The sequence below is a fragment of the Pseudomonas sp. NPDC089407 genome (assembly GCF_044900445.1).
Classification (GTDB): Bacteria; Pseudomonadota; Gammaproteobacteria; order Pseudomonadales; family Pseudomonadaceae; genus Aquipseudomonas.
Map to the genome: position 1 here is coordinate 1 of NZ_JBJDNB010000035.1, position 25,346 is coordinate 25,346.

A 25,346-nucleotide genomic window follows, 5' to 3' on the forward strand; every position below is an offset into this window, starting at 1 on the left:
CCGGGTTGCCTTCTTCGCGGGACAAGCCCGCTCCCACAATGGCCATTGTTCTCTGCGAGACAGCGCAGCCCGGAAGGGCTGGGTGATCTCCCACAAGCGCAGTCCGGAGGACGGCAGGTCTTTTGCTCAGGCATAAAAAAACCCCGCAGAGCGGGGTTTTTTCTGCAACCGGTATCAGCCTTTGTAGGCAGCAACCGATTTGGTGATCGCGGCACGGGCGGCGTCAGCGCCATCCCAGCCTTCGATCTTGACCCACTTGCCCTTCTCGAGATCTTTGTAGTTGGCAAAGAAGTGCTCGATCTGCTGGATCAGCAGGGCTGGCAGGTCGGTGTATTCCTTCACATCGACGTACAGCTGCGACAGCTTGTCGTGAGGAACAGCGATGACCTTGGCGTCGCCGCCGCCGTCGTCGGTCATGTTCAGTACGCCAACCGGACGGGCGCGGATAACCGAGCCTGGGGCTACCGGGTATGGGGTAACGACCAGCACGTCCAGCGGATCACCGTCGTCAGCCAGGGTGTTCGGGATGAAGCCGTAGTTGGCTGGGTAGAACATTGGGGTAGCCATGAAACGGTCGACGAACAGGGTGTCGCTGTCCTTGTCGATCTCGTATTTGATCGGCGCGTGGTTGGCCGGGATCTCGATGGCGACGTAGATGTCGTTCGGCAGGTCTTTGCCCGCCGGAATCTTGCTGTAGCTCATTGGGCAGTGCCCCCGTGTTTGACCAAAAAAGTGGCGGCGATTATAGGCACATTCTGCCGGGGCATGCCACGCCTGGCCTGATGTGCGGCCCCGTCAGGCGTGGCTTTCGCGGTACTCGGGCTGTTCGGCCTGTAGCCGGCACAGGCGCGCCAGCGGGTCTTGCCGGTAGAACAGCGACAACTGGCGGTAGACTAACGGATAAGCCTGTTGCAGCAGGTCGGGGGCACTAAAGAAGTATTCGCTGGTAACCGCAAAGAACTCTGCCGGGTTTTCTGCAGCATACGGGTCGATGGCGGTTTCGGCGTCGGGGTTGGCGTCCAGCTGGCGGTTGAGGTCGTCGTAGGCCTGCTGCATGGCGGTTGCCCATTCGTCCACCGGCATGCCGCTGTGCAGCGGTGGCAGGCCGTTGGCATCGCCATTGAGCATGTCGAGCTTGTGCGCCAGCTCATGGATGACCAGGTTGTAGGCTTCCCAGCCGCCACTGGCCAGCACGCCATTCCAGGCCAGGATGATCGGCCCTTGCTGCCAGGCTTCACCACTGTGTTCACCGTCCCACACGTGCTCCACGCCACTGGCATCGCGGTGGCGCTGCGGGCTCTTGAAGTCGTCGGGGTACAAGATGATTTCGTGGAAACCCTGGTACCAGTTCAGCGCACCCAAATGCAGCAGGGGTAGCTGCGCCTGGGCAGCGAGCAACAGCCGCTGCTCGTCGTCCGGTTCGACGCCGGGCAGGCAGGTGAGGTGCTTGTCGAGCAAAAAAAGGATGCAGGCTTCGCGCAGCCAGTGGTCTTCTTCGTCACTGATGCCGTCCAGCATTGGCAGGCGCTCGCGTACGGCCTGCCATTGCTGTGGCGTGATCGGATAACGCGCCAGGGTGCGCTTGCGCCGCCAGGCGCTGAATGACCACATGGAGGCGGTCAGTGAGCCTTGGCCGCACGGCCCAGGCGGCCACGCAGCAGGCCGAGGATCATCGGTACCAGCGACAGCACGATGATACCCACCACCATCAGCGACAGGTGCTGCTTGATGAAGGGCACGTTGCCGAAGAAGTAACCAAGGGTGACCAGGCCACCGACCCACAGCAGGGAACCGGCGACGCTGAAGCCGAGAAAGCGCGGGTAATGCATATGCGCGATACCGGCGACGAACGGCGCGAAGGTACGCAGGATGGGCAGGAATCGCGCCAGGGTCACGGTCTTGCCGCCGTGGCGTTCATAGAATTCGTGGGTGCGTTGCAGGTAGTCGCGGCGGAAGATTTTCGAATTGGGGTTGTTGAACAGGCGCTCGCCGGCCGTTCGCCCGATCACGTAATTGGTGCTGTCGCCCAGGATAGCGGCCGCCATCAGCAGGCCAGCCAGCAAGACCGGGTCCATGCCACCGCCAGCAGCCACGGCACCGGCGATGAACAGCAGCGAATCGCCCGGCAGGAACGGCATCACCACCAGCCCGGTTTCACAGAAGATCACGGTGAACAGGATGGCGTAGATCCAGGGACCGTAATTGGTGACCAGCAGATCGAGGTAGGCATCGAGATGCAGGATAAGGTCCAGCGGGTTGAAATCCATGTACAGCACCTGTGTTCTGGGGCGTAGGCTCGGTTACCGGGGGATGGGTAAATTTTCACACATGACAGGAGGGGCATTATACGGCTAAGTGAAGAACATGCCCGGGGAGTTTGTAGCGGGGGGTTACGATGCAGGTGTATGCCTGTGCCGGCCTCTTCGCGGGCACGCCCGCTCCCAGAGATCTCTCTAGCCCTGTGGGAGCGGGTGTGCCCGCGAAGAGGCCGGTACAGGTCAGTCCTGGCTGATTGGCAGGATGTAGCTCTTGAACTCGGTATCTTCACGAAACCCAATGGATTCGTAGGTCATGTGCGCAACCTCATTGTCCGCACTGGTCGAAACCCGCATGCGCACGGCGTTGGTTTCCTTGGCCATTTTCTTCGCTTCGCGCATCAGGTGGTCGGCTACCAGCATGCGCCGCGAGTCTTCGGCCACATAGATATCGTTGAGGATCCATACCCGCTTCAGCGACAGCGACGAATAGCTCGGGTACAGCTGGCAGAAGCCCATCAACTTGGAATCGTCATCATCCGGCAGTGCCAGGTAGATCACCGATTCATCCCGTTTCAGGCGCTTTTCCAGAAAGCTGCGTGAACTGTCGGGGTAGGGCAGCTGCCCATAGAACTCACGGTATTTGACGAACAACGGCGTGAGCAGGTCGAGGTGTTCCAGGGTTGCCTTGATGATGCGCATGTGCGGCCCTCAGAGTCCATTTGGGGAAACAGCGGAATGCCAGCAGCTTTCAAGGGCATGCTGCCCCAATGCACGGAGCAAGTGCAATCCGCCTTCCGTGACATGTTCTTTAACCTTTGCCGAGCAGAAAGTTACCTTTCTGGCTGGCGCTGCCTTCATTCTCCAAGCTATGGACCTCGGCTTCGTCCTTCAGATTCACCCCGGACAGCTGGCGCCTGCAGGCTTCGCGCATCAAGTACAGCAGCCGGTGCGCCGCCATGCCGTAGCTCAAGCCCTCCAGGCGGATGTTGGAAATACAGTTGCGATAGGCATCGGTCAGGCCGACCTTGGGTGCGTAGGTGAAATACAGGCCCAGGCTGTCTGGCGAGCTGAGGCCGGGGCGTTCGCCGATCAGCATCACGGTCATGCGGGCGCCCAGCAGTTCGCCAACTTCGTCGGCCACTGCCACGCGGCCTTGCTGCACCAGCACGACCGGGGCGCTGGTCCAGCCGTCGGCGGCAGCCTGTTCTTCGAAACGGTTCAGGAATGGCAGGGTGTGGCGGTGCACGGCCAGTGCCGACAGGCCGTCGGCAACGACGATGGCCAAATCGACGCCGCCGGGGTTGGCCTGGGCGTGCTCGCGCAAGGTGGCGATCGAGTCTTCGTTCAGGCGCCGCCCCAGGTCTGGCCGTTGCAGGTACTGGTGGCGGTCGCTGGCGGCGCTGTGCAGCACCAGGCTTTCGCGCCCGCGGTCACTCAGTTGGGTAGCCAGGCCAGCGTGGTCGAAGGCCAGGTGCACGGCGTCACGGGCCTGGGCATGGGCGAACTGAAAGTCCAGTTGCGCTCCGGTCGGCAGGCTGGTGCCGGTGCGGCCCAGGGCGATGCGCGCCGGGGTCAGGTTGCGCAGGGCCAGCCAAGGGTTGTCGGGGGTAGGCGTGCGATGGTCCATGGTCATCCTATGCAAGCTGTGCCAAGGCCTGGCGGAAGGCCGGCGGCAGGTTGTCACCGAAGCGCACCCGGCCATCGGCCTGGGTGAAGATGCCGGTGTGGGCCAGCCATGCCTCGAACTCCGGCCCGGGCTTCAGGCCCAGGGTCTGGCGCGCGTACAGCGCGTCATGGAACGAGGTGGTCTGGTAGTTGAGCATGATGTCGTCGGAGCCGGGGATGCCCATGATGAAGTTGATCCCGGCCACCCCCAGCAGGGTCAGCAGGGTGTCCATGTCGTCCTGGTCGGCTTCGGCGTGGTTGGTGTAGCAGATGTCGCAGCCCATCGGCACGCCCAGCAGTTTGCCGCAGAAGTGGTCTTCGAGGCCGGCGCGGATGATCTGCTTGCCGTTGTACAGGTATTCCGGGCCAATGAAACCGACCACGGTGTTGACCAGGAATGGCTTGAAATGGCGGGCCACGGCATAGGCGCGGGTTTCGCAGGTCTGCTGGTCGACACCATGGTGGGCGTTGGCCGACAGCGCGCTGCCCTGGCCGGTTTCGAAGTACATCAGGTTTTGCCCAAGGGTGCCGCGCTTGAGCGACAGGCCGGCTTCGTAGCCTTCCTGCAGTACGTTCAGGTTGATGCCGAAGCCGGCGTTGGCCGCCTCGGTGCCGGCGATGGACTGGAACACCAGGTCCAGCGGCACGCCACGGTTGATCGCCTCGATCGAGGTGGTGACGTGGGTCAGCACGCAGGACTGGGTGGGGATGTCGTAGCGCTGGATGATCGCGTCGAGCATTTCCAGCAGGGCGCAGATCGAGGCGATGCTGTCGGTGGCCGGGTTGATGCCGATCATGGCGTCGCCGTTGCCATACAACAGGCCGTCGAGAATGCTGGCGGCAATGCCGGCCGGCTCATCGGTCGGGTGGTTGGGCTGCAACCGGGTCGACAGGCGCCCGCGCAGGCCCATGGTGCCGCGAAAGCGCGTGACCACGCGGATTTTCTGCGCCACCAGCACCAGGTCCTGCACGCGCATGATCTTCGATACCGCCGCTGCCATTTCCGGCGTCAGCCCGGGCGCCAGGGCGCGCAGGCTGTCTTCATCGGCTTGCTCGCTGAGCAGCCAGTCGCGCAGGCCGCCGACGGTCAGGTGGCTGACCGGGGCGAAGGCCTGAGCATCATGGGTGTCGATGATCAGCCGGGTCACTTCATCGGTTTCGTAGGGGATCAGGGCTTCGCTGAGAAAATGCGTCAGCGGGATATTGGCCAACGCCATTTGCGCGGCGACCCGTTCGCCGTCGTTGCTGGCCGCAACGCCTGCCAGGTAGTCACCCGAACGCGCCGGGCTGGCCTTGGCCATCACGTCCTTGAGGCTGTCGAAGCGGTAGACCAGGTGGCCGACCGTGTGTACGAAACTTGCCATACAGAATCTCCAGAGCCGCGGGTTACCCCGCGGCGGGTGTCGGCGATCAGTGCAGGGCCTCTTCGGCCTTCTGGATCGCGGCGAATTCCTCTTCCGGTGTGCCCGCGACCAGGTGGTGGCGGCTGTAGAAAGCAAAGTAGGCAATTAATACCGCATAGATCACTGCGGCGCCAATCACCACGCGCGGGTCGACCAGGAAACCGGCGACCACGGCGATGCAAGCCAGCACCAGGGCCAGGCCGGAAGTGAAGATGCCGCCAGGGGTGCGATACGGGCGCTCCATCTTCGGCCGGCGGATGCGCAGGGTGATGTGCGCGGCCATCATCAGCACGTACGACAGGGTGGCGCCGAACACCGCTACCAGAATCAGCAGGTCGCCCTGGCCGGTCAGCGACAGGGCAAAGCCGATGATGCCGGGGATGACCAGGGCCAGCACCGGGGCCTTGCTCTTGTTGGTTTCCGACAGCTTGCGTGGCAAGTAGCCGGCACGGGACAGGGCGAAGATCTGCCGGGAATAGGCGTAGATGATCGAGAAGAAGCTGGCGATCAGCCCGGCCAGACCGACCAGGTTGACGAAGCCGCCCATCCAGGTAGAGCCGCCGTAGGCCTTGGCCAGTGCTTCGACCAGCGGGTTGCCGGAGGCTTTCAGCGCTTCCGAGCCGGCGCCGCCGGGGCCGACCACCAAAATCAGCAGGGCGAATGCCACCAGCACCAGCATGGCGCCGATCAGGCCGCGTGGCAGGTCACGCTTGGGGTTCTTGGTTTCTTCGGCGGCCAGCGGCACGCCTTCGACCGCCAGGAAGAACCAGATGGCATAGGGGATGGCCGCCCATACGCCGACATAGCCGAATGGCAGGAAGCTGCTGGCGCCGGCGGCGTCCGTTTTGGCGATGTCGAACAGGTTGGCTGCATCAAAATGGGGCACCATTGCCACCAGGAACACGCCCAGGGCAATGGCGGCGATGGCGGTGATGATGAACATCAGCTTCAGTGCTTCACCCACGCCGAAAATGTGGATGCCGATGAACACCACGTAGAACGCCAGGTAGATCATCCAGCCACCGATGCCGAACAACGACTGGCAGTAGGCGCCGATGAAGGTGGCGATGGCCGCGGGGGCGATGGCATATTCGATGAGGATTGCCGTGCCTGTCAGGAAGCCGCCCCACGGGCCGAAGGCGCTGCGGGCAAAGCCGTAGCCGCCGCCCGCGGTAGGGATCATCGACGACAGTTCGGCCAGCGAGAAGCACATGCACAGGTACATGGTGGCCATCAGCAAGGTGGCAAGGAACATGCCGCCCCAGCCACCCTGGGCCAGGCCGAAGTTCCAGCCGGCGTAATCGCCGGAGATGACATAGGCCACCCCCAGGCCGACCAGCAGCACCCAGCCGGCGGCGCCTTTTTTCAGTTCACGTTGCTGGAAATAGTCCGAGCCGACCTTTTCGAAGTCGACGGAAGAGCCTGCCGGCGAGCCGGCGGAATGATCGCTTGGCATAGTTTCACCTGTTGTTTTTCTTGGTGGCCGGAGGGTTCCGGGCCGATGGTGATGGGTACTGCAGGAAGCGAGCCAGAGCGGCTGCAAGCTGCAAGCTTCAAGCTTCAAGCTTCAAGCTTCAAGCTTCAAGAGAAAAGCCAGTCGGTGCATGCCCCGCTTTTTCTTGCAGCTTGCAGCTTGCAGCTTGCAGCTACTTGCTTAGAAGAAGCCCAACGGATTGATGTCGTAGCTCACCAGCAGGTTCTTGGTCTGCTGATAATGGTCGAGCATCATCTTGTGCGTCTCACGCCCAACCCCGGACTTCTTGTAGCCACCGAATGCGGCATGTGCCGGGTACAGGTGGTAGCAGTTGGTCCACACGCGGCCAGCCTTGATCCCGCGGCCCATGCGGTAGGCCCGGTTGATGTCGCGGGTCCACACGCCGGCACCCAGGCCGAACTCGGTGTCGTTGGCAATCGCCAGCGCTTCGGCTTCATCTTTGAAGGTGGTTACGCTTACCACCGGGCCAAAGATTTCTTCCTGGAACACGCGCATGCGGTTGTTGCCTTTGAGCAGGGTTGGCTGGATGTAGTAACCGGTGGCCAGCGAACCTTCCAGTTTCTCCACCTTGCCGCCGGTCAGCAGCTCGGCGCCTTCCTCCTGGGCGATGTCGAGGTACGACAGGATCTTCTCGAACTGCTGCTGCGAGGCCTGGGCGCCGACCATGGTGTCGGTGTCCAGCGGGTCGCCGCGCTTGATCTGCAGCACCTTCTTCATCACCACTTCCATGAACTGCGGGTAGATCGACTCCTGTACCAGCGCCCGTGACGGGCAGGTGCACACTTCGCCCTGGTTGAAGAACGCCAGCACCATGCCTTCGGCGGCCTTCTCGATGAAGCTCGGCTCGGCCTGCATGATGTCTTCGAAGTACACGTTCGGCGACTTGCCGCCCAGTTCGACGGTGGACGGGATGATGTTTTCGGCCGCGCATTTCATGATGTGCGAGCCCACCGGGGTGGAGCCGGTGAAGGCGATTTTGGCGATGCGCTTGCTGGTAGCCAGCGCTTCACCGGCCTCGCGGCCATAGCCTTGCACCACGTTGAGCACGCCTTTTGGCAGCAGGTCGCCGATCACTTCCAGCAGCACGGTGATGCCCAGCGGGGTCTGCTCGGCCGGCTTGAGCACCACGCAGTTGCCGGCAGCCAGGGCCGGGGCGAGCTTCCAGGCGGCCATCAGGATCGGGAAGTTCCACGGGATGATCTGCCCGACCACGCCCAACGGCTCGTGGATGTGGTAGGCCACGGTGCCTTCGTTGATCTCCGCAGCGCCGCCCTCTTGGGCGCGAATGCAGCCAGCAAAGTAGCGGAAGTGGTCGACCGCCAGCGGAATGTCGGCATTCAGGGTTTCGCGGATCGGCTTGCCATTGTCCCAGGTTTCGGTAATGGCCAGCAGTTCGAGGTTCTGCTCGATACGGTCGGCAATCTTCAGCAGCACATTGGAGCGGTCCTGTACCGAGGTGCGGCCCCAGGCGTCGGCAGCGGCGTGGGCGGCGTCGAGCGCGTTATCGATGTCTTCGGCAGTGGAGCGGGGGAATTCAGCGATCAGCTTGCCATTCACCGGGGAGGTATTTTCGAAATACTGGCCTTTTACCGGAGGAACGAACTCACCACCGATGTAGTTGCCGTAGCGGCTCTTGAAGGAAACCTTCGCGCCTTCGGTACCCGGATGTGCGTAACGCATGGTGTGTCTCCTGGCTATTGTGTTTGTTAGGGAGTTGAAAAGCGTAGAGCAAAGGTTGGGCCAGCGTTGGCAGTACCAGGCAAATCAATGACTTGGGTCATTACGGCAGGCTTGGCCAAGCGCCGCTGTGCCAGCGCCGGTACGCATGGGGGTGACACTTTGTGCCATTTGCGACACGTCACCGGTGCGTGCATTGCAAAGCCTTCGCGGGTGGAGGATGCTGGCAGGACTCTCTATCTGCGGAGAACTACAACAATGCAGAGCAATCATCTCAGTCGCCACGCGCGGCAGGTGCACGACGTTGCCCACGGCGGCCCCGGGGAGGGCGGCAGTGACCCGTCCATTGCCCGCTCCTGGCTGCGCTGCCTGGAGGATTACCACCTCGACCCTGCAGTGATCGAGGCCCCGGTGGTGCTTGAACACGGGCGCCTGCTGGAAAGCCGCGAGCGCCTGCGCCAGGTGCTGCAGATTGCCGACCCTGAAATGAACAGCCTGCACCAGCAGCTTTCCGGGGCGGGCCACGCGGTACTGCTGACGGACGCCCGCGGGGTGATCCTCAACTGCGTCAGCGCCCCCGGCGAGCGGCGCAGCTTCGAGCATGCCGGGCTGTGGCTGGGCGCCGACTGGAGCGAGGCGCGCGAGGGCACCAACGGCATCGGCACCTGCCTGGTCGAGCGCCAAGCGCTGACCATTCACCAGAACGAGCACTTCCGTGGTCGCCACACCGGCCTGACCTGCTCGGCCAGCCCGGTATTCGACCCGCATGGCGAGTTGCTGGCCGTGCTGGATGTGTCTTCGGCCCGGCCCGACGTATCGCGGCAAAGCCAGTTCCACACCATGGCGCTGGTCAACCTGTCGGCAAAAATGATCGAAAGCTGCTACTTCCTGCGCCATTTCGAGCAGCAATGGCTGCTGCGTTTTCACCTGCAGGCCGAGTCGGTCGGCCTGTTCAGCGAAGGTCTGCTGGCCTTCGACGGCGACGGGCGTATCTGTGCGGCCAACCAGAGCGCGCTCAATTTGCTCGGCACCGTGCGCGGCGGCGTGTTGGGCAAACCGCTGGAACGCTTCTTTGCTTGTAGCCATGACGAACTGTTCCGTCGCGCCACGCCAGGCGGCAGCACGGCATGGCCGCTGCGTACCCTGGACGGTCGCCAGGTGTTCGCCAGCCTGCGCGGCCAGGCGCGGGTGCCGGTGTGGTCGGTACCCATCGCCCAGCCGCAGCCGCAGCCGATGCGTGAAGTGGAGCCACTGGTGTGCCTGCTTGACCCGGCCCTGCAAAACGATTTCCGCCGCAGTGTGCGGGTGTTCGAGCGTGATGTGCCCCTGCTGCTGCGCGGCGAGACCGGTAGCGGCAAGGAGGCCTTCGCGCAGGCTGTGCATCAGGCCAGTGAACGTCGCGCCAAACCGTTCGTCGCTATCAACTGTGCCTCGATCCCGGAAAGCCTGATCGAGAGCGAGCTGTTCGGTTACCGCGGCGGCAGCTTTACCGGTGCACGCAAGGAAGGCATGCGCGGCAAGTTGTTGCAGGCCGACGGCGGCACCTTGCTGCTGGACGAGATCGGCGACATGCCATTGGCCCTGCAAACCCGCCTGCTGCGGGTGCTGGAAGAGCGCCAGGTGGTGCCGATCGGCGGCGAGCCGCAAGCAGTGGATGTGCGCATTGTCAGCGCCACCCACCGCGACCTGCTGGAGCGGGTGGAGCAGGGCAGTTTCCGCGAAGACCTGTATTACCGCCTCAATGGCCTGGAAGTGGCGTTGCCGGCGGTACGCGAGCGCAGTGACAAGGCGCAGTTGCTGGACTTTTTGCTGCGCCAGGAGGCGCAGGGGCACCTGATCGACATCGAACCCCAGGCGCGCCAGGCACTGCTCGACTTTACCTGGCCGGGCAACGTGCGGCAGATGCGCAATGTGCTGCGTACGCTGGTGGCGCTTTGCGAAGATGCCCGCATCACCTTCCCGGATCTCCCCGCTATCATCCGCAACAACCCCGTCCCTGTAGGAGCGGCCTTGTGTCGCGAAAGGGCCGCAGAGCGGCCCCAGTGCCTCAGCCGCGCAGCCCAGATTGCCGGGGCTGCTGCGCAGCCCGATCGCGACGCAAGGCCGCTCCTGCAGGATGCCGAGCGTGATGCCTTGCTGGCCATTTTGCAGGCAAAACACTGGCACCTCACCCGCGTCGCCGAGCACTTAGGCATCAGCCGCAATACCTTGTATCGAAAACTGCGCAAACACGGCATCACCAGGGGCGACTAAGCGAAACAGCGGGTGCGATTTATTGCGCCCTGGGCTACCCTGCCTCGATGTTTTGCGAGGTCGACCATGCATATTCACATTCTCGGTATTTGCGGCACTTTCATGGGCTCGCTGGCGGTGCTGGCCAAGGAACTTGGCCATCGCGTCACCGGCTCGGACGCCAACGTCTACCCACCGATGAGCACCCAGCTCGAGGCCCAGGGTATCGAACTGACCCAAGGCTATGACCCGGCCCAGTTGGAGCCGGCACCCGACCTGGTGGTGATCGGCAACGCCATGTCGCGCGGCAACCCCGCGGTTGAATACGTGCTGAACAAAGGCCTGCCCTATGTCTCCGGCCCGCAGTGGCTGGCCGACCATGTGCTGCAAGGCCGCTGGGTGCTGGCCGTTGCCGGTACCCACGGCAAAACCACTACCAGCAGCATGCTGGCCTGGGTGCTGGAGCACGCGGGCATGAGCCCGGGCTTCCTGATTGGCGGCGTACCGCAGAACTTCTCGGTGTCGGCGCGTCTGGGCGACACACCGTTCTTTGTGGTCGAAGCCGACGAATACGACAGTGCCTTCTTCGACAAGCGCTCGAAGTTCGTCCACTACCACCCGCGCACCGCGATCCTCAACAACCTTGAGTTCGATCACGCAGACATTTTCCCGGACCTGGCCTCGATCGAGCGGCAGTTTCACCACTTGGTGCGCACCATTCCCAGCGAAGGCCTGGTCATCCACCCTACCACCGAACAAGCGCTGGAGCGGGTCATCGGCATGGGCTGCTGGACCCCGGTGCAAACCACCGGTGAAGGCGGCCAGTGGCAGGCCCGCTTGCTCAGCCCCGACGGCTCCCGTTTCGAAGTGCTGTTCGACGGCGAAGCGCAAGGCGTGGTCGACTGGGCCCTGACCGGCCAGCACAACGTCGCCAACGCCCTGGCTACCCTGGCAGCAGCGCGTCACGTGGGTGTAGTGCCGGCCATGGGCATCGCTGGCCTCAGCGCTTTCAAAAGCGTCAAGCGGCGCATGGAGAAGGTTGCCGAAGTACAGGGCGTGACCATCTATGACGACTTCGCTCACCACCCGACCGCCATCGCCACCACCCTCGACGGCCTGCGCAAGCGCGTTGGCGAGGCGCCGGTGATTGCGGTGATCGAGCCCCGTTCCAACTCGATGAAGCTCGGTGCGCACCGTGACGGCCTGCCAGAAAGCGTCAACGACGCCGACCAGGTGATCTGGTATGCGCCAGCCAACCTCGGCTGGGACCTGGCCGCCACGGCTGCGCAATGCAAGGTGCCGAGTGTGGTGGCCGACAGCCTTGAGGCGATCATCGAGCGGATCAAGGGCCAGGCCCGCCCAGGCACCCACGTGGTGATCATGAGCAACGGCGGCTTCGGTGGCCTGCACGGCAAACTGGCCGAGGCGCTGAAGTGAGCGGGCCGGAACGCATCACCCTGGCCATGACGGGCGCCTCGGGCGCCCAGTATGGCCTGCGCCTGCTCGATTGCCTGGTGCGCGAGGACCGCGAGGTGCACTTCCTGATCTCCAAGGCCGCGCAACTGGTGATGGCCACCGAGACCGACGTGGTGCTGCCGGCCAAGCCACAGGCAATGCAGGCTTTTCTTACTGAATACACCGGCGCTGCCGATGGGCAGATCCGCGTGTATGGCAAGGAAGACTGGATGTCGCCGGTCGCCTCTGGCTCCGGTGCCCCGGCGGCGATGGTGGTGGTGCCTTGTTCTACCGGCACCTTGTCGGCGATTGCCACCGGTGCCTGCAACAACCTCATCGAGCGCGCTGCCGACGTCACCCTCAAGGAGCGTCGCCAATTGATTCTGGTGCCACGCGAAGCACCGTTCTCCACCATTCACCTGGAGAACATGCTCAAGTTATCGCAGATGGGCGCAGTGATCCTGCCGGCGGCACCGGGCTTTTATCACCAGCCACAGACAATCGACGACCTGGTCGACTTTGTCGTGGCGCGCATTCTCAACCTGCTGAACATTCCTCAGGACATGCTGCCGCGTTGGGGCGAGCACCACTTCGGGGTGGATGATTGAAGCGAACGTTGGCCGGCTTGCTGGCGCTGGGCTTGCTGAGTGGCTGCGCCACGGTGCGCACGCTGGATGCCAACAAACCGGGGGCGCCGGTGGTGTATGCCGGCACCCGCCTGGATTTGTATGTGATCAATGGGGGTTGCTGCCCGCGGGATCGGTATGGGGCTGAAGCGCCGGCCTATCCGGGGCTGGACCTGCCAGGGAGCATGTTGCTCGACACCTTGTTGTTGCCGTTGTCGTTGCTGACTGCCGCTGGTGTTGGTTTCCAGGCCACAGGGGGCCTCTAGAGAGCGCCGCAGTTCCCTGTAGGAGCGGCCGTGTGTCGCGAAAGGGCCGCAAAGCGGCCCCAGCAAGGGTTGTGCTAAAGCTGAAATCCGGGGGCCGCTGCGCGTCCCTTTCGCGACGCAACGCCGCTCCTACAACAGCAACATGCAGCGTTTAGGGAGTCTTGCCCAACCTGCGCAACTCATCCGACTCCACAACCCGCACCCCGTCCTCTTCCTCCAGCGCCAATCGCCACAGCGCCCGCGCTAGCGTACACGCCTCGATCCCGCGGTACTTACCCGGTATCAATTTGGAAAACGGCGAAATCAACTGTTCACCCAGCCGTGGCTCAATCCGCTCACCCAGCAGCAACGACGGCCGCACGATGGTTAGTTGCGGCCAGTCCTGCGCCTTGAGCGCCTCTTCCATCTCGCCCTTGACCCGGTTGTAGAAAATCGACGACTTCGGGTCGGCGCCCAACGCGCTGACCACCAGCAAATGCCGCGCGCCCATTTCACGGGCACGCTTGCTGAAGGCGACCACCATGTCCAGATCCACCGCGCGGAAGGCTGACTCCGAACCGGCCTGCTTCAACGTGGTGCCCAAACAGCAGTAGGCGATATCCACCCGTCCGGCCAGCTGCGGCAGGAACACGGCCGGGTCACCGACCGGGTTTTCCAGGTGCGGGTGCTCGGCCAGCGGCCGGCGGGTAGGGGCCAGCACGCGGGTAATGGTGGGCTCGTTGAGCAAGCGATCGAGCAGGTGTTCACCGGTGAGGCCGGTAGCACCGGCAAGCAGGACATGCTGAGGCGTCAAATACATGATGTCTCTCCCTTGTTACACACAAGTCTAGTGGTTGGCAGGCGTTTCTGCCTGTGCCCCCACCTTGGCCTGCGTGGCGTTTCGCAATGCTTCTTCGGCCTGTTGCCGGCGCAGGTGCTGCCAGTGTTCAAGCACCGCGGGTGGCGCCCACAACTGCGGCTCGGAGGCCTCGAAACCTTCCCTTTGTTCTCTTTCGGCAACGCTGGTGCGTGCCAGTTCAAACGCCTGTTTCAGGTCGTCGGTCTGGTTCAGGGCTTCGGCGAACAGGGCGTCGCCAAAGTAGGTGAAGTCGGCTTCTTCCGAGCAGCCGAAGGACACACGGTCGGCCCGGGCGGCGGTCATGATCAGCGTGCGCTCATCCTTGAGCGGGGCGATGTAGCCCCCTGAATAGCAGGCGGAGATGACGATTACCTTGTCGCGGTCTTTCAATGGCGCAAGTGCGGTGGCCAGTTCGTCGGCGGACAAGTCGGCCAGTTGCAGGCGCGGCTGGTCGAGCACCAGTTGGTGGTCAGCGCTGCCATGGCTGGTGAAGTAGATGAACACCAGGTCTTCGGGGCCGCTGCGCTCGGCCAGGGTGCGGGCGGCGCGGGTCAGGTTCTCGCGAGTCGCCATGGGGCGGCTGGCCATGTGGTCGCGGTGGTTGACCAGGGTCACCTGGCCATGGGCGCCAAAGCGCACCTTGAGCATGTTGCTGACGTAGTCGGCTTCACGCAGGAATACGCTTTGCTGGCCATCGCCGGCCACCACCAGGCTGTACAGCTGGATCGGTGGCGCCGAGCGCGGCACCCGGGCCAGCGCCTCTTCCAGCAACCGGCCCTGGTTTAGCAGGGCCAGGTCCAGCGGGTCGGGCAGCAGCTTGCCTTTCTGGTCGCGCACGCGCACACCGTTGGCCCACATGCCGCTTTCGACCTTGCCGCTGGGCAGGATCAAGCGGCCCTTGCCGTGGTAGGCATCGTTGAGGAAACCGCCGATGTATTTGCTGCCGTCGGCCAGCTGCAAGCTGCCCTCGCCCGACAGGCGCCAGTCGGCGAAGGTGCCCTTGTAGTGGCTGCCATCGCTGCCCAGCAGCTCGCCTTCGCCGATCAGTGAGCCATCCTTGAATTCGCCGATCCACACATCGCCATCGGCATTTTCGTAGCGGCCACGGCCCTCCAGGCGGTTGTCCTTGAATTCGCCGATGTACTGCTCGCCGTCGACGCTGTCGTAGGTGCCGCTGCCCTGCAACTGGCCGTTGAGGAAGTGGCCACTGAACTGGTTGCCGCTGGCATCGCTGCGCACCCCGGCGCCGTTGGGCTTGCCCTTGGCAAACAGGCCCTGGTAGCGGCTGCCGTCGGCCAGTTCCAGCTCGCCGGCGCCATCGTACTGGTCGTCCTTGAACTGGCCGCGGTAGGTCTGGTCGGCCTGCCTGAGGGTGCCTTCGCCGTCGCGGCGACCATGCTTGAAGGTGCCGCCATAATGGCTGCCCGGGGTAGTCAGGTCACCCAGCCCCTGGAACAGCCCCTCGGCGAACTGGCCCCGATACACCTCACCGTTCTGGCCATGCCATTCGCCCTGGCCGTGCCACTGGCCGTCCTTGAAGCTGCCCGCGTACCAGCTGCCGTTGGGGTAGTCGATGCGGCCATCGCCTTGCAGCAGGCCATCGACCACCTCACCCCGGTAGCGCCCTCCGTCAGGCAGGCGCGCATCCGGCGGCAGTAGCGATTCGCCATCGCCACAGGCGGCGAGCAGCAGGACCAGGGTAATGGGGAGCAATGGATGCATGGCGAGGACCGGGCAATAGGTCTGCCGAGTATGACGCAGAATGGGATCCCGAAACAGCAAGCGCATATGCGGACGCATACCCCTGTAGGAGCGGCCTTGTGTCGCGATGGGGCGCGCAGCGGCCCTACGATTTCGGCTTCGCTGCAGATATCGCCGGGGCCGCTTCGCGCCCCATCGCGACACAAGGCCGCTCCTACAGGATTTGTGCAGCCCTTGGGCCTAGTGCGATACCTGTGAGAGCTGCTGGCACCGATCGCGTGATGGCGGTGAGGGGCATGTCGGGGGATTGGGTGGGGGCTGACAGGTGCATGCCTTGAGTTGGTCTGTGCCAGCAGGTGCATGCCTTGAATTGGTCTGCGCCTGTGAGATCGAGCGCCGCCCGCGCGGCGCTTCGCGGGGCAAGCCCGCTCCCACATCTGTTTCGGGCCAATCAGTCCTGTAAGGTCACCTCTGTCCGCCTTGTTTGTTCCATTCGATATCGGGGGTGGGCAACTGCTTTTCATCCATCTCCAGCCATGCGCCAAGGCTGCAACCCACCTGGCACAGAAATAATTGGCCCGAAACAGATGTGGGAGCGGGCTTGCCCCGCGAAGCGCCGCGCGGGCGGCGCTCGATCTCACAGGCGCTGAATAACTCAAGGCATGCACTTCTATGCCCCAATGCGCCTCCAAGACATACACCTCAACCCTCAACACCCTCGCAAAAACTCCACCATCCTCCGATTCACCTCTTCAGCCGCCTCCATCTGCACCATGTGCCCAGCCTCCGCCAGCACCAGCACTTCAGCCTCCAGCCCTTCGGCATGGCTGGCCGGGATGATCGCGTCCTTGCCGCCCCACACCACCAGGGCCGGGTGTTGCCCCAGCACTCCGCGCAAGTCGTGGCGCTGCCGGTCACCGTCGGCCAGCGCCGCCGCCAGCTGTTGCAAGGCCTGATCCACACCTTCCAGGCGCTTGAACTTGAGCATGTCTTCCAGCATCTGCCGGGTGACCAGCGCCGGGTCGGCAAACAGCTGCACCATCTGCGGTTTCAGGGCATTGCGGTTGGCGGCGCTGACGAAGCCTTGCAGGTACTGCCCGTTGATCGCCTCGCCCAGGCCGGCACTGGCCACCAGGCTCAGGCTGGCCACCCGCTGCGGCGCCAGGCGTGCCACATTCAGGCTGACTGCGCCACCCATGGAATGGCCGGCCAGGTGCGCCCTGGCGATGTCCAGGTGATCGAGCAGCGCCAGCACGGTTTCGCTCAGTTCATCCAGATCGCCGCGCTGCAGGGCCTTGGCCGATTCGCCATGCCCCGGCAGATCAAGGGCGATCACCCGCCGTTCGGCCGCCAGCGCCGGGTGGTTGAACAGCCAGTTGTTAAGATCGCCACCAAAGCCGTGCACCAGCACCAGCGGCGTGCCGCCTTCGCCCAGCTCGAACCAGCGCAGCAGCCGACCGCCCACTTCTGCCTTTTGCGGGGCCGGGCCCTGGGCCTGGTCGGCGCCACCTTCGGCGACAAACTCGGCCTGGAAGCGCTGCACCACGGCATCGATCTCGGACTCTTCGGCTTCACCCTCGACGACCACCGCCAGCAGCGCGCCCACCGGCAGGGTTTCGTCGGGCTTGGCCACCTGGCGGCGCAACACGCCGCTGAACGGCGCTTCGACGCTGCTGCTGATCTTGTCGGTCTCGACGTCCAGCACCTCGTCGCCTTTGTTGATCTCGTCACCTTCCTGCTTCAACCAGGTGTCTACCCGGCCTTCAGTCATCGACAGGCCCCACTTGGGCATGGTCAGGGTATGGATCTGGCTCATGCGGCACTCCTTGCGGCTTCGATCACCTTGCGCACGGCAGCCTCGATCTTCGCCGCGTCGGGGATGTACAGGTCTTCCAGGGCGTCGGAAAACGGCACCGGGGTGTGCGGCGCGGTAACCATTTCGATCGGGCCCTTGAGCGCGCCAAAGGCTTTTTGCGCCACCAGAGCGCTGATGTCGGTGGCCATCGAACAACGCGGGTTGGCTTCGTCGATCACCACCAGGCGGCCGGTCTTTTCCACGCTTTCAAGGATGCTGTCTTCGTCCAGCGGGCTGGTGGTGCGCAGGTCCAGCACTTCGCAGTCGATGCCCTGGCGGGCCAGGTTGTTGGCAGCCTCCAGCGCCACGTGCACCATGCGCCCGTAGGTCACCAGGGTCACGTCGTCGCCATCACGCAGGAAATTGGCTTCGCCGAATGGCACGGTGTACACCTCTTCCGGCACTTCACCCTGCATGCTGTACAGCAGCTTGTGCTCGCAGAAGATCACCGGGTCATTGTCGCGGATCGCCTGGATCAACAGGCCCTTGGCGTCGTACGGCGAAGAGGGGCAGACCACCTTCAGGCCCGGGATGTGCGTCCACAGCGAAGTGAGCATCTGCGAGTGCTGCGCGGCCGCGCGCAGGCCGGCGCCGTACATGGTGCGCATCACCAGCGGGGTGACCGCCTTGCCGCCGAACATGTAGCGGAACTTGGCCGCCTGGTTGAGTATCTGGTCCAGGCAGCAGCCGGCAAAGTCGACGAACATCAGCTCGCACACCGGGCGCAGGCCCTGGGTGGCGGCACCGACTGCAGCGCCGACATAGCCGATTTCCGACAGTGGCGCGTCGAGTACGCGGCCCGGGAACTGGTGATACAGGCCCTTGGTCACGCCCAGTACGCCACCCCAGGCGTCATCCTCGCCGGGGGCACCGGCACCGCCGGCAATGTCTTCGCCAATGATGAAAACGCTGTCGTCGCGGCGCATTTCCTGGGCCAGGGCTTCATTGATGGCCTGCTGGTAGCTGATCTTTCTTGCCATGGTGGTTCTCCTGTTGTTCTTGTAATCCGCGGCTCAGGGGTAGCTGACGTAGACGTCGGTGAGCAGGTCGGCGGGCTGTGGCTTGGGATCGGATTTGGCGCGGCGCACGGCGTCTTCGATCAAGTCTTCGACGCGGGCATCGACGGCGTCCAGTTGCTCGGCCGTGAGCAGGCCGGCGCGGGTGGTCTTGTTGCGGAACTGCATCAGGCAGTCACGTGACTCGCGCAGGTTTTTCACTTCATCGGGGGCGCGGTAGGTTTGCGCATCGCCTTCGAAGTGGCCGTAGTAGCGGCTGAGCTTGACCTCGACCAGTGACGGCCCTTGCCCGGAACGGGCGCGCTCGATGGCGGCGCCGGCTGCCTCGTACACGGCAAAGAAATCGAAGCCGTCGATGGTCACCCCGGGCATGCCGAAGCCGGCAGCACGGTCGGCAATGTGGTCACAGGCCACCGACCAGTTGGAGGCGGTGGCTTCGGCGTAGCCGTTGTTCTCGGCGACAAAGATGCACGGCAGGTTCATGATCGACGCCATGTTCATGGCCTCGAACACCGCGCCTTCGTTGGAGGCGCCGTCGCCGAAGAAGGCCACCGACACATCGTCGCGGCCCTTGAGCTTGGCCGCCAGCGCCGCCCCGGCCACCAGTGGTGCGCCGGCACCGACAATGCCGTTGGCACCGAGCATGCCTTTTTCCAGGTCGGCAATGTGCATCGAGCCGCCCTTGCCACCACACACGCCGGTCTTCTTGCCGTAGATCTCGGCCATCATGCCGTACACGTCCACGCCCTTGGCGATGCAATGGCCATGGCCGCGGTGGGTCGAGGCGATGCAGTCGCTGTCGCGCAGGTGGGCCATGACCCCGGCAGCGGAAGCCTCTTCACCGGCATACAGGTGGACAAAGCCGGGGATTTCGCCGGTGGCGAATTCCACGTGCAGGCGTTCTTCGAAGGCGCGAATGGTGCGCATCACTTCATAGGCATGCAGCAGTTGTTCGGTACTGAGCTGATTGGACATCTTGTTGTTCTCCAGGGTTGTCTCAACACGGGTTTGCAGGGTGCAGCCGGTGGCCGCGTGGTACGGCCAGCAGGTGATGACGGGCGGCGTGCGCCAGCACAGCCTCGACGTCCACGCTGAGCGGGCCTTGGTGGTCGAGGGTGATGGTGGGGGTATCGCGTTCGGCGAATTCGATTTCACGTTCGCCATCCAGGGCCAGGGTGCCGCTGAAAAGGCTCAGGCGATGGGCAACGCCGGGCGTCAGCGTGCCGCTGGCGGTGATGCCGCAGGCTTGCAGCAGGCCGGGTGCCAGCGGTGCGAGCAAGGCCTGTTCGGCGCCGGGGTTAAGGCGTATCCAGGCGCCGTGCGGGTCTTGGCGCGATACCGGGCACCACAGGCCGCACAGCGCCGACAGGCCGATGGCATGCGGCTCGGCGAAACAGGCGAAGACTTCGCAGAGGTCTTCGCTACGGCTAAGTGCCCGGGCACCGACGAAGCGCTGGGGTGACACCGCCACTTCCACCAGGGCCCATTCGGCCAGTTGTTGTTCAGGCACTTTGACCAGCAGGCGCTTGTTGCGGCGCAGGCCGATGCTGGCCGGTACCTGGCCACTGGCGAGCAAGCCGCCGGCAAGGCCTGCGCTGGTGGCTTCGCGCAGTTCGGGGAAGGCATTGTTGGTGCCGGTGGACAGGGTCAGCAGCGGCACGTCACCGGCTTCTGCGGCGACTGCCTTGTGGGTGCCATCGCCACCGAGCACGGCGATCATCGCCACGCCGCGTTCGACCATGCGCCGGGTGGCCAGGCGGGTATCGGCCACGGTCTGGGTCAGCGGCAGGTCGAGTATCTCGATGGCCGGCCAGTGCTGGTCACGCGCCCCCGGGCCCTGGCTGGCCTTGAGCACGGCGGCGGCGATACCGGTCATGTCGCTGGGCAGCAGCACCCGGCCGATGCCGGTGGCGCCGAAGGCCGCCAGCAGGCGCTGGATCGCCGAGGCCTTGTCGGTACTCGAATACAGCCCGGCGTTGGCGGTCAGGCGGCGCAGGTCGCGGCCGGAGGCAGGGTTGGCAATAATCCCGACAATCGGGGCGGGTAGCGGCATGGCGCACCTCGTATTGTTGTTTGCCAAGGCAGGAGCAAGCGCGGTGCCAGCTTTTATCGCAAGGGTTGAAATGGCCGGAACAGAGCGCTTTGGCGCCGCTTGAGCGTGCCCGTTCAGCGATGGCGGTGAGACGCCGGGTGCCAGCGCGGCGCCGCCTTGGCCGAGACGCTGAGACGCTGCGTCTCAAGCCAGCCGGTAATCACACAGTGCTTGTCGGGGCATGCCGGGAAGCGCTTAATGGCCGCACAACGACAAAAACAGCAACGAGAACCGGAGGGCCTGAATGCTTGCCGCGAACTCCCGAGCCCATGTCGACTGCGTCAGCAGGGTGCTGAAGAATGCCGACCGCCTGCCGCAGGCGCCGGTGCCACCGCTGATCCTCGATTCATGGCGCCGATCCATGGAGCTGTACCGCCTCGACCCCGGGTCCCAGCAGGGGCCGCGCATCCTGTCCCAAAGCCTGCTCAACGAATGCCGCGAACGCGCCGAGCTGTTTCTGCGCATTGCCAGCGATGCCGTGGCGCGCCTGCACGAGCGAGTGCGTGGCGCCGACTACTGCGTGCTGTTGACCGACGCTCAGGGGCGCACCATCGATTACCGGGTCGAGTCGGCCATCCGCAACGACTGCCGCAAGGCCGGGCTGTACCTGGGTACCTGCTGGTCGGAGGGCGAAGAGGGCACCTGTGGCGTGGCGGCGGTGCTGACCAGCAAGGCGCCGGTCACGGTGCACAAGCGCGACCACTTCCGCGCCGCGTTCATTGGCCTGACCTGCACCGCAGCGCCAGTGTTCGACCCGCTGGGCGAGTTGCTGGGCGTGGTCGATGTATCCGCCTTGCAGTCGCCGGACGACCGCCGTAGCCAGCACCTGATTCGCCAGCTGGTCGAACAGACCGCCCGCGAAATCGAAAACGCCTTCTTCATGCACAGTGCCCAAGGCCATTGGGTGATGCGCGCCCACGGCACACCGGGTTATGTGGAAAGCCAGCCCGACTACCTGCTGGCCTGGGATGCCGATGGCCGCCTGCTGGCGATCAACAGCCTGGCGCGACAACGGCTGGTGCAGCGCCTGGGGCGTTTGCCCGAGCACATTGGCGAACTGTTCGACATCGACCAGTTGCGCCGGGTAAGCGTGTCGTCGGCTCAGCGCTTGCCGGGGTTGGGCGGGTTGTATGGCCGGGTCAGCGCACCGCAGCAACGCCAGCGGGCGCAGCCCGTGCGCCAGCCCGAGGACGCCCGCATCGAGCAGCACCTGCGGTTGGCCACGCGGGTCAAGGACTGCAACCTGGCGGTGTTGGTGCTGGGCGAAACCGGGGCCGGCAAGGAGGTATTCGCCCGTCAGTTGCACCAGCAGAGCCAGCGCCGCGATGGCCCGTTTGTCACGCTGAACTGTGCGGCCATTCCGGAAAGCCTGATCGAGAGCGAGCTGTTTGGCTACGTGGCCGGGGCTTTTACCGGGGCTTCCAGCAAAGGCATGCAAGGGCTGTTGCAGCAAGCCGATGGTGGCACGCTGTTTCTCGACGAGATCGGCGACATGCCGCTGAAACTGCAAACCCGGTTGCTGCGGGTGCTGGCCGAGGGCGAGGTGGCGCCATTGGGCGCGGCGCGGCGGGAGCGGGTGGATATCCAGGTGATCTGCGCCACCCACCGTGATTTGGCGGCGATGGTGGAGGCAGGGTGTTTTCGCGAAGATTTGTACTTCCGCCTGGCCAATGCCCGCTTCGAACTGCCACCGCTGCGTGAGCGTGAGGACCGTTTGGGGCTGATTGACCAGTTGCTGGTTGAAGAGGCTGAGGCCTGCGGAGTAGATGTGGTCTTGGCGGATGATGCCTTGCAGGCGCTGCTGGTTTATCGCTGGCCGGGGAATCTGCGCCAGCTGCGGCAGGTGTTGCGCTATGCCTGCGCGGTGAGTGAGGGCGGGCAGGTGCGGGTGCAGGATTTGCCGCAGGAGGTACGGGGAGAGGTGGTTGGCACCGCTGAAAGCGCGGTGTCCTGCCCGGCACGGCAGCTGTTGCTGGATGCGCTGATCCGCCATCGCTGGAAGCCGGCGGATGCGGCCCGGGCGCTGGGTATTTCGCGGGCGACCTTGTATCGGCGGGTGCATGAACACAGCATCGATATGCCGCGGATGAAAGGATAAGCCTCGCCGCGGTCCCTGTAGGAGCGGCCTTGCGTCGCGAAAAGGCCGCAAAGCGGCCCCGGCGATATCTGCGGCGAAGCTGAAATTGTGGGGCCGCTGCGCGCCCCATCGCGACACAAGGCCGCTCCTACAATGAATTGCGAGGTTCTGGCAGGCAATAAAAAACCCCGGCACATGGCCGGGGTTCTGATTCATTACACTACACGATCACTCCTGGCTGGCCAGTTTGTGCTCGAGGTAGTGAATGTTGACGCCGCCTTTGCAGAAACCTTCATCACGCACCAGGTCGCGGTGCAGTGGGATGTTGGTCTTGATGCCGTCGACGACGATCTCGTCCAGGGCATTGCGCATGCGTGCCATGGCTTCGTCGCGGTCCTTGCCGTAGGTGATCAGCTTGCCGATCAGCGAGTCGTAGTTCGGCGGAACCGAATAACCGCTGTACAGGTGCGAATCGACGCGCACGCCGTTGCCACCCGGGGCGTGGAAGTGCTTGACCTTGCCTGGGCTCGGGATGAACTTCTTCGGGTCTTCGGCGTTGATCCGGCACTCCAGCGAGTGGCCGCGGATCACTACGTCTTCCTGGCGGAACGACAGCTTGTTGCCAGCGGCGATGCTCAGCATCTCCTTGACAATGTCGATGCCAGTGACCATCTCCGAAACCGGGTGCTCAACCTGCACACGGGTGTTCATCTCGATGAAGTAGAAGCGGCCGTTTTCGTACAGGAACTCGAAAGTACCGGCACCACGGTAGCCGATCTCGATGCACGCATCGACGCAGCGCTTGTACACTTCCTGACGGGCTTTTTCATCGATGCCCGGGGCTGGCGCTTCTTCCAGCACCTTCTGGTGACGACGCTGCAGCGAGCAGTCACGGTCACCCAGGTGGATGGCGTTACCCTGGCCGTCGGACAGTACCTGCACTTCCACGTGACGTGGGTTGGTCAGGAACTTCTCCAGGTAGACCATCGGGTTGCCGAAGGCAGCACCGGCTTCGGTACGGGTGAGCTTGGCCGAGGCAATCAGGTCCTCTTCCTTGTGCACCACGCGCATGCCGCGACCACCACCGCCACCGGCGGCCTTGATGATCACCGGGTAGCCGACGTCACGGGCAATCGCCAGGGCGACTTCTTCGTCTTCCGGCAGCGGGCCATCGGAGCCCGGTACGGTCGGTACGCCCGACTTGATCATCGCGTCCTTGGCCGAAACCTTGTCGCCCATCAGGCGAATGGTGTCGGCTTTCGGGCCGATGAAGGCGAAGCCGGATTTTTCCACCTGCTCGGCGAAGTCGGCGTTTTCCGCCAGGAAGCCGTAACCCGGGTGAATCGCGGTGGCGCCGGTAACTTCGGCGGCAGCGATGATCGCCGGGATCTTCAGGTACGAATCCTTGGATGGCGCGGGGCCGATGCAGACCGACTCGTCTGCCAGGCCCAGGTGCATCAGTTCACGGTCAGCTGTGGAGTGCACGGCGACGGTCTTGATGCCCAGCTCTTTGCAGGCACGCAGGATCCGCAGGGCAATTTCCCCACGGTTGGCAATCAGGACTTTTTCGAGCTTCCCAGACATCGTTGGCTCTCCGCGATTCAAACGATGGTGAACAGCGGCTGGTCGAACTCAACCGGCTGGCCGTCTTCCACCAGGATGGCGTCGATCACACCGCCGAACTCGGCTTCGATGTGGTTCATCATCTTCATGGCTTCGACGATGCACAGGGTGTCGCCTTTCTTCACGCTCTGGCCAACTTCAGCGAAGTTCGGCGAGGTCGGCGAAGGCTTGCGGTAGAAGGTGCCAACCATTGGCGAGCGAACCACATTGCCTTTCAGGGCCGGGGCAGCAGCAGCGGCTTCGGCGGCTGGAGCAGCAGCGGCAACCGGGGCAGCAACCGGAGCAGCGGCCATCGGCGCCGGTGCGTAGAACTGCTGGGCAGCTGGGGTCTTGCTGTGACGGCTGATACGGACCGACTCTTCGCCTTCCTTGATCTCCAGTTCGTCGATGCCAGACTCTTCCAGCAGCTCGATCAGTTTCTTGACTTTACGGATATCCATTAATCATCAACTCCCAAAGGTTCGGTCAGGGGGCGAAATACAAAAAAACGTATCTGAAACGTTTCTCTCGAACCCCGGCCCACTTAGGCCAGGGTTTTCATCATTTGGGCTGTGCGTTGGCAGCCAGTTGTTCCAGTGCGGACTCCAGGGCCAGGCGATAACCGCTGGCGCCCAGACCGCAAATTACCCCTACGGCAACATCGGAAAAGTAGGAGTGGTGACGGAACGGTTCGCGTTTGTGCACGTTGGACAGGTGCACTTCGATGAATGGGATGCTCACCGCAAGCAATGCGTCACGTAATGCGACGCTTGTGTGGGTGAAAGCCGCCGGATTGATCAGGATGAAGTCCACACCCTCGTTGCGTGCCGCGTGAATGCGGTCGATCAGTTCGTATTCGGCATTGCTCTGCAGGTACTGCAGATGGTGGCCTGCGGCGCGGGCACGTTGCTCCAGGTCCTGGTTGATCTGGGCCAGGGTCACGGCGCCGTAGTGGCCTGGCTCGCGGGTACCGAGCAGGTTGAGGTTTGGGCCGTGGAGCACCAGTAGCGTTGCCATCTGCGGATTCCTTGGATTTGTAGGGCAATTCGACACAGCGCGGCGAGTGTGCCGTAAAGCGACGGCAAGTG

22 protein-coding genes are annotated in these 25,346 nt (G+C 63.8%); 5 read left to right on the forward strand and 17 right to left on the reverse strand.

Annotation, left to right across the window (positions count from 1 at the left end):
• Nucleotides 1-174 precede the first annotated feature (174 nt).
• The 8 genes from ppa to ACI2KG_RS23100 all read right to left on the reverse strand — a co-directional run bounded on the left by ppa (nucleotide 175) and on the right by ACI2KG_RS23100 (nucleotide 8,501).
• On the reverse strand, nucleotides 175-702 hold the full coding sequence (gene ppa, locus ACI2KG_RS23065; protein WP_016484715.1) for an inorganic diphosphatase: 528 nt from the start codon (nucleotides 700-702) through the stop codon (nucleotides 175-177).
• Between the two features lie 93 nt (nucleotides 703-795).
• A complete protein-coding gene (locus ACI2KG_RS23070; RefSeq protein WP_404663414.1) occupies nucleotides 796-1,611 on the reverse strand; it encodes a zinc-dependent peptidase in 816 nt (271 codons plus the stop codon).
• A gap of 8 nt (nucleotides 1,612-1,619) precedes the next feature.
• A complete protein-coding gene (locus ACI2KG_RS23075; RefSeq protein WP_019472362.1) occupies nucleotides 1,620-2,267 on the reverse strand; it encodes a DedA family protein in 648 nt (215 codons plus the stop codon).
• 231 nt (nucleotides 2,268-2,498) lie between these two features.
• Nucleotides 2,499-2,957, reverse strand: a complete 459-nt coding sequence (locus ACI2KG_RS23080; protein ID WP_404663415.1) for a GNAT family N-acetyltransferase — start codon at nucleotides 2,955-2,957, stop codon at nucleotides 2,499-2,501.
• A 109-nt stretch (nucleotides 2,958-3,066) separates the two neighbouring features.
• Entirely contained in the window at nucleotides 3,067-3,885 is an 819-nt protein-coding gene (gene eutC / locus ACI2KG_RS23085) for an ethanolamine ammonia-lyase subunit EutC (protein ID WP_404663416.1), read from the reverse strand.
• A gap of 7 nt (nucleotides 3,886-3,892) precedes the next feature.
• Nucleotides 3,893-5,287, reverse strand: coding sequence for an ethanolamine ammonia-lyase subunit EutB (locus tag ACI2KG_RS23090; protein WP_404663417.1), 1,395 nt, complete (start codon nucleotides 5,285-5,287; stop codon nucleotides 3,893-3,895).
• A gap of 46 nt (nucleotides 5,288-5,333) precedes the next feature.
• Nucleotides 5,334-6,782 (reverse strand): ethanolamine permease, encoded by a 1,449-nt coding sequence (gene eat / locus ACI2KG_RS23095; protein WP_404663418.1) that lies wholly within the window; start codon nucleotides 6,780-6,782, stop codon nucleotides 5,334-5,336.
• 198 nt (nucleotides 6,783-6,980) lie between these two features.
• On the reverse strand, nucleotides 6,981-8,501 hold the full coding sequence (locus ACI2KG_RS23100) for an aldehyde dehydrogenase family protein (RefSeq protein WP_400619533.1): 1,521 nt from the start codon (nucleotides 8,499-8,501) through the stop codon (nucleotides 6,981-6,983).
• Between the two features lie 255 nt (nucleotides 8,502-8,756).
• On the opposite strand from ACI2KG_RS23100, the gene ACI2KG_RS23105 reads away from it, so the two are divergent.
• The 4 genes from ACI2KG_RS23105 (at nucleotide 8,757) to ACI2KG_RS23120 (ending at nucleotide 13,077) form a co-directional block, all read left to right on the forward strand.
• Nucleotides 8,757-10,751, forward strand: a complete 1,995-nt coding sequence (locus ACI2KG_RS23105; protein ID WP_404663419.1) for a sigma-54-dependent Fis family transcriptional regulator — start codon at nucleotides 8,757-8,759, stop codon at nucleotides 10,749-10,751.
• 66 nt (nucleotides 10,752-10,817) lie between these two features.
• Nucleotides 10,818-12,167 (forward strand): UDP-N-acetylmuramate:L-alanyl-gamma-D-glutamyl-meso-diaminopimelate ligase, encoded by a 1,350-nt coding sequence (mpl, locus tag ACI2KG_RS23110; RefSeq protein WP_404663420.1) that lies wholly within the window; start codon nucleotides 10,818-10,820, stop codon nucleotides 12,165-12,167.
• Nucleotides 12,164-12,793: a flavin prenyltransferase UbiX gene (ubiX, locus tag ACI2KG_RS23115; protein WP_013970698.1), complete on the forward strand. Its 630-nt coding sequence runs from the start codon at nucleotides 12,164-12,166 to the stop codon at nucleotides 12,791-12,793. Before mpl ends, ubiX begins: the two co-directional genes overlap by 4 nt.
• Entirely contained in the window at nucleotides 12,790-13,077 is a 288-nt protein-coding gene (locus tag ACI2KG_RS23120) for a YceK/YidQ family lipoprotein (RefSeq protein WP_201207872.1), read from the forward strand. The genes ubiX and ACI2KG_RS23120 overlap by 4 nt, the downstream gene beginning before the upstream one ends.
• A 151-nt stretch (nucleotides 13,078-13,228) precedes the next feature.
• Here the strand turns inward: ACI2KG_RS23120 and ACI2KG_RS23125 are convergent, their stop codons facing one another.
• The 6 genes from ACI2KG_RS23125 to ACI2KG_RS23150 all read right to left on the reverse strand — a co-directional run bounded on the left by ACI2KG_RS23125 (nucleotide 13,229) and on the right by ACI2KG_RS23150 (nucleotide 20,540).
• The gene (locus ACI2KG_RS23125; RefSeq protein ID WP_400619518.1) at nucleotides 13,229-13,876 is read right to left on the reverse strand and encodes an oxidoreductase; all 648 of its coding nucleotides are present in this window, start codon (nucleotides 13,874-13,876) and stop codon (nucleotides 13,229-13,231) included.
• A gap of 27 nt (nucleotides 13,877-13,903) precedes the next feature.
• Nucleotides 13,904-15,637 (reverse strand): C13 family peptidase, encoded by a 1,734-nt coding sequence (locus ACI2KG_RS23130; protein ID WP_404663421.1) that lies wholly within the window; start codon nucleotides 15,635-15,637, stop codon nucleotides 13,904-13,906.
• Nucleotides 15,638-16,325: 688 nt separating this feature from the next.
• Nucleotides 16,326-17,432 carry an acetoin dehydrogenase dihydrolipoyllysine-residue acetyltransferase subunit gene (locus ACI2KG_RS23135; protein WP_404663422.1) on the reverse strand — a complete coding sequence of 369 codons (1,107 nt, stop codon included), beginning with the start codon at nucleotides 17,430-17,432 and terminating at the stop codon, nucleotides 16,326-16,328.
• Nucleotides 17,429-18,451 (reverse strand): alpha-ketoacid dehydrogenase subunit beta, encoded by a 1,023-nt coding sequence (locus ACI2KG_RS23140; protein WP_404663423.1) that lies wholly within the window; start codon nucleotides 18,449-18,451, stop codon nucleotides 17,429-17,431. Before ACI2KG_RS23140 ends, ACI2KG_RS23135 begins: the two co-directional genes overlap by 4 nt.
• A gap of 33 nt (nucleotides 18,452-18,484) precedes the next feature.
• Entirely contained in the window at nucleotides 18,485-19,462 is a 978-nt protein-coding gene (locus ACI2KG_RS23145) for a thiamine pyrophosphate-dependent dehydrogenase E1 component subunit alpha (protein WP_400619507.1), read from the reverse strand.
• Nucleotides 19,463-19,484: 22 nt separating this feature from the next.
• Nucleotides 19,485-20,540 carry an ATP-NAD kinase family protein gene (locus ACI2KG_RS23150; RefSeq protein WP_404663424.1) on the reverse strand — a complete coding sequence of 352 codons (1,056 nt, stop codon included), beginning with the start codon at nucleotides 20,538-20,540 and terminating at the stop codon, nucleotides 19,485-19,487.
• Nucleotides 20,541-20,823: 283 nt separating this feature from the next.
• Between ACI2KG_RS23150 and ACI2KG_RS23155 the strand changes: the two genes are divergently transcribed.
• Nucleotides 20,824-22,677: a sigma-54-dependent Fis family transcriptional regulator gene (locus ACI2KG_RS23155; RefSeq protein ID WP_404663425.1), complete on the forward strand. Its 1,854-nt coding sequence runs from the start codon at nucleotides 20,824-20,826 to the stop codon at nucleotides 22,675-22,677.
• Nucleotides 22,678-22,884: 207 nt separating this feature from the next.
• Here the strand turns inward: ACI2KG_RS23155 and accC are convergent, their stop codons facing one another.
• From accC to aroQ, 3 genes are all read right to left on the reverse strand, one after another.
• Nucleotides 22,885-24,240 carry an acetyl-CoA carboxylase biotin carboxylase subunit gene (gene accC / locus ACI2KG_RS23160; protein WP_404663426.1) on the reverse strand — a complete coding sequence of 452 codons (1,356 nt, stop codon included), beginning with the start codon at nucleotides 24,238-24,240 and terminating at the stop codon, nucleotides 22,885-22,887.
• A 17-nt stretch (nucleotides 24,241-24,257) separates the two neighbouring features.
• Nucleotides 24,258-24,719 carry an acetyl-CoA carboxylase biotin carboxyl carrier protein gene (accB, locus tag ACI2KG_RS23165; RefSeq protein WP_404663427.1) on the reverse strand — a complete coding sequence of 154 codons (462 nt, stop codon included), beginning with the start codon at nucleotides 24,717-24,719 and terminating at the stop codon, nucleotides 24,258-24,260.
• Between the two features lie 100 nt (nucleotides 24,720-24,819).
• Entirely contained in the window at nucleotides 24,820-25,275 is a 456-nt protein-coding gene (gene aroQ / locus ACI2KG_RS23170; protein WP_003255330.1) for a type II 3-dehydroquinate dehydratase, read from the reverse strand.
• Nucleotides 25,276-25,346: the final 71 nt, after the last annotated feature.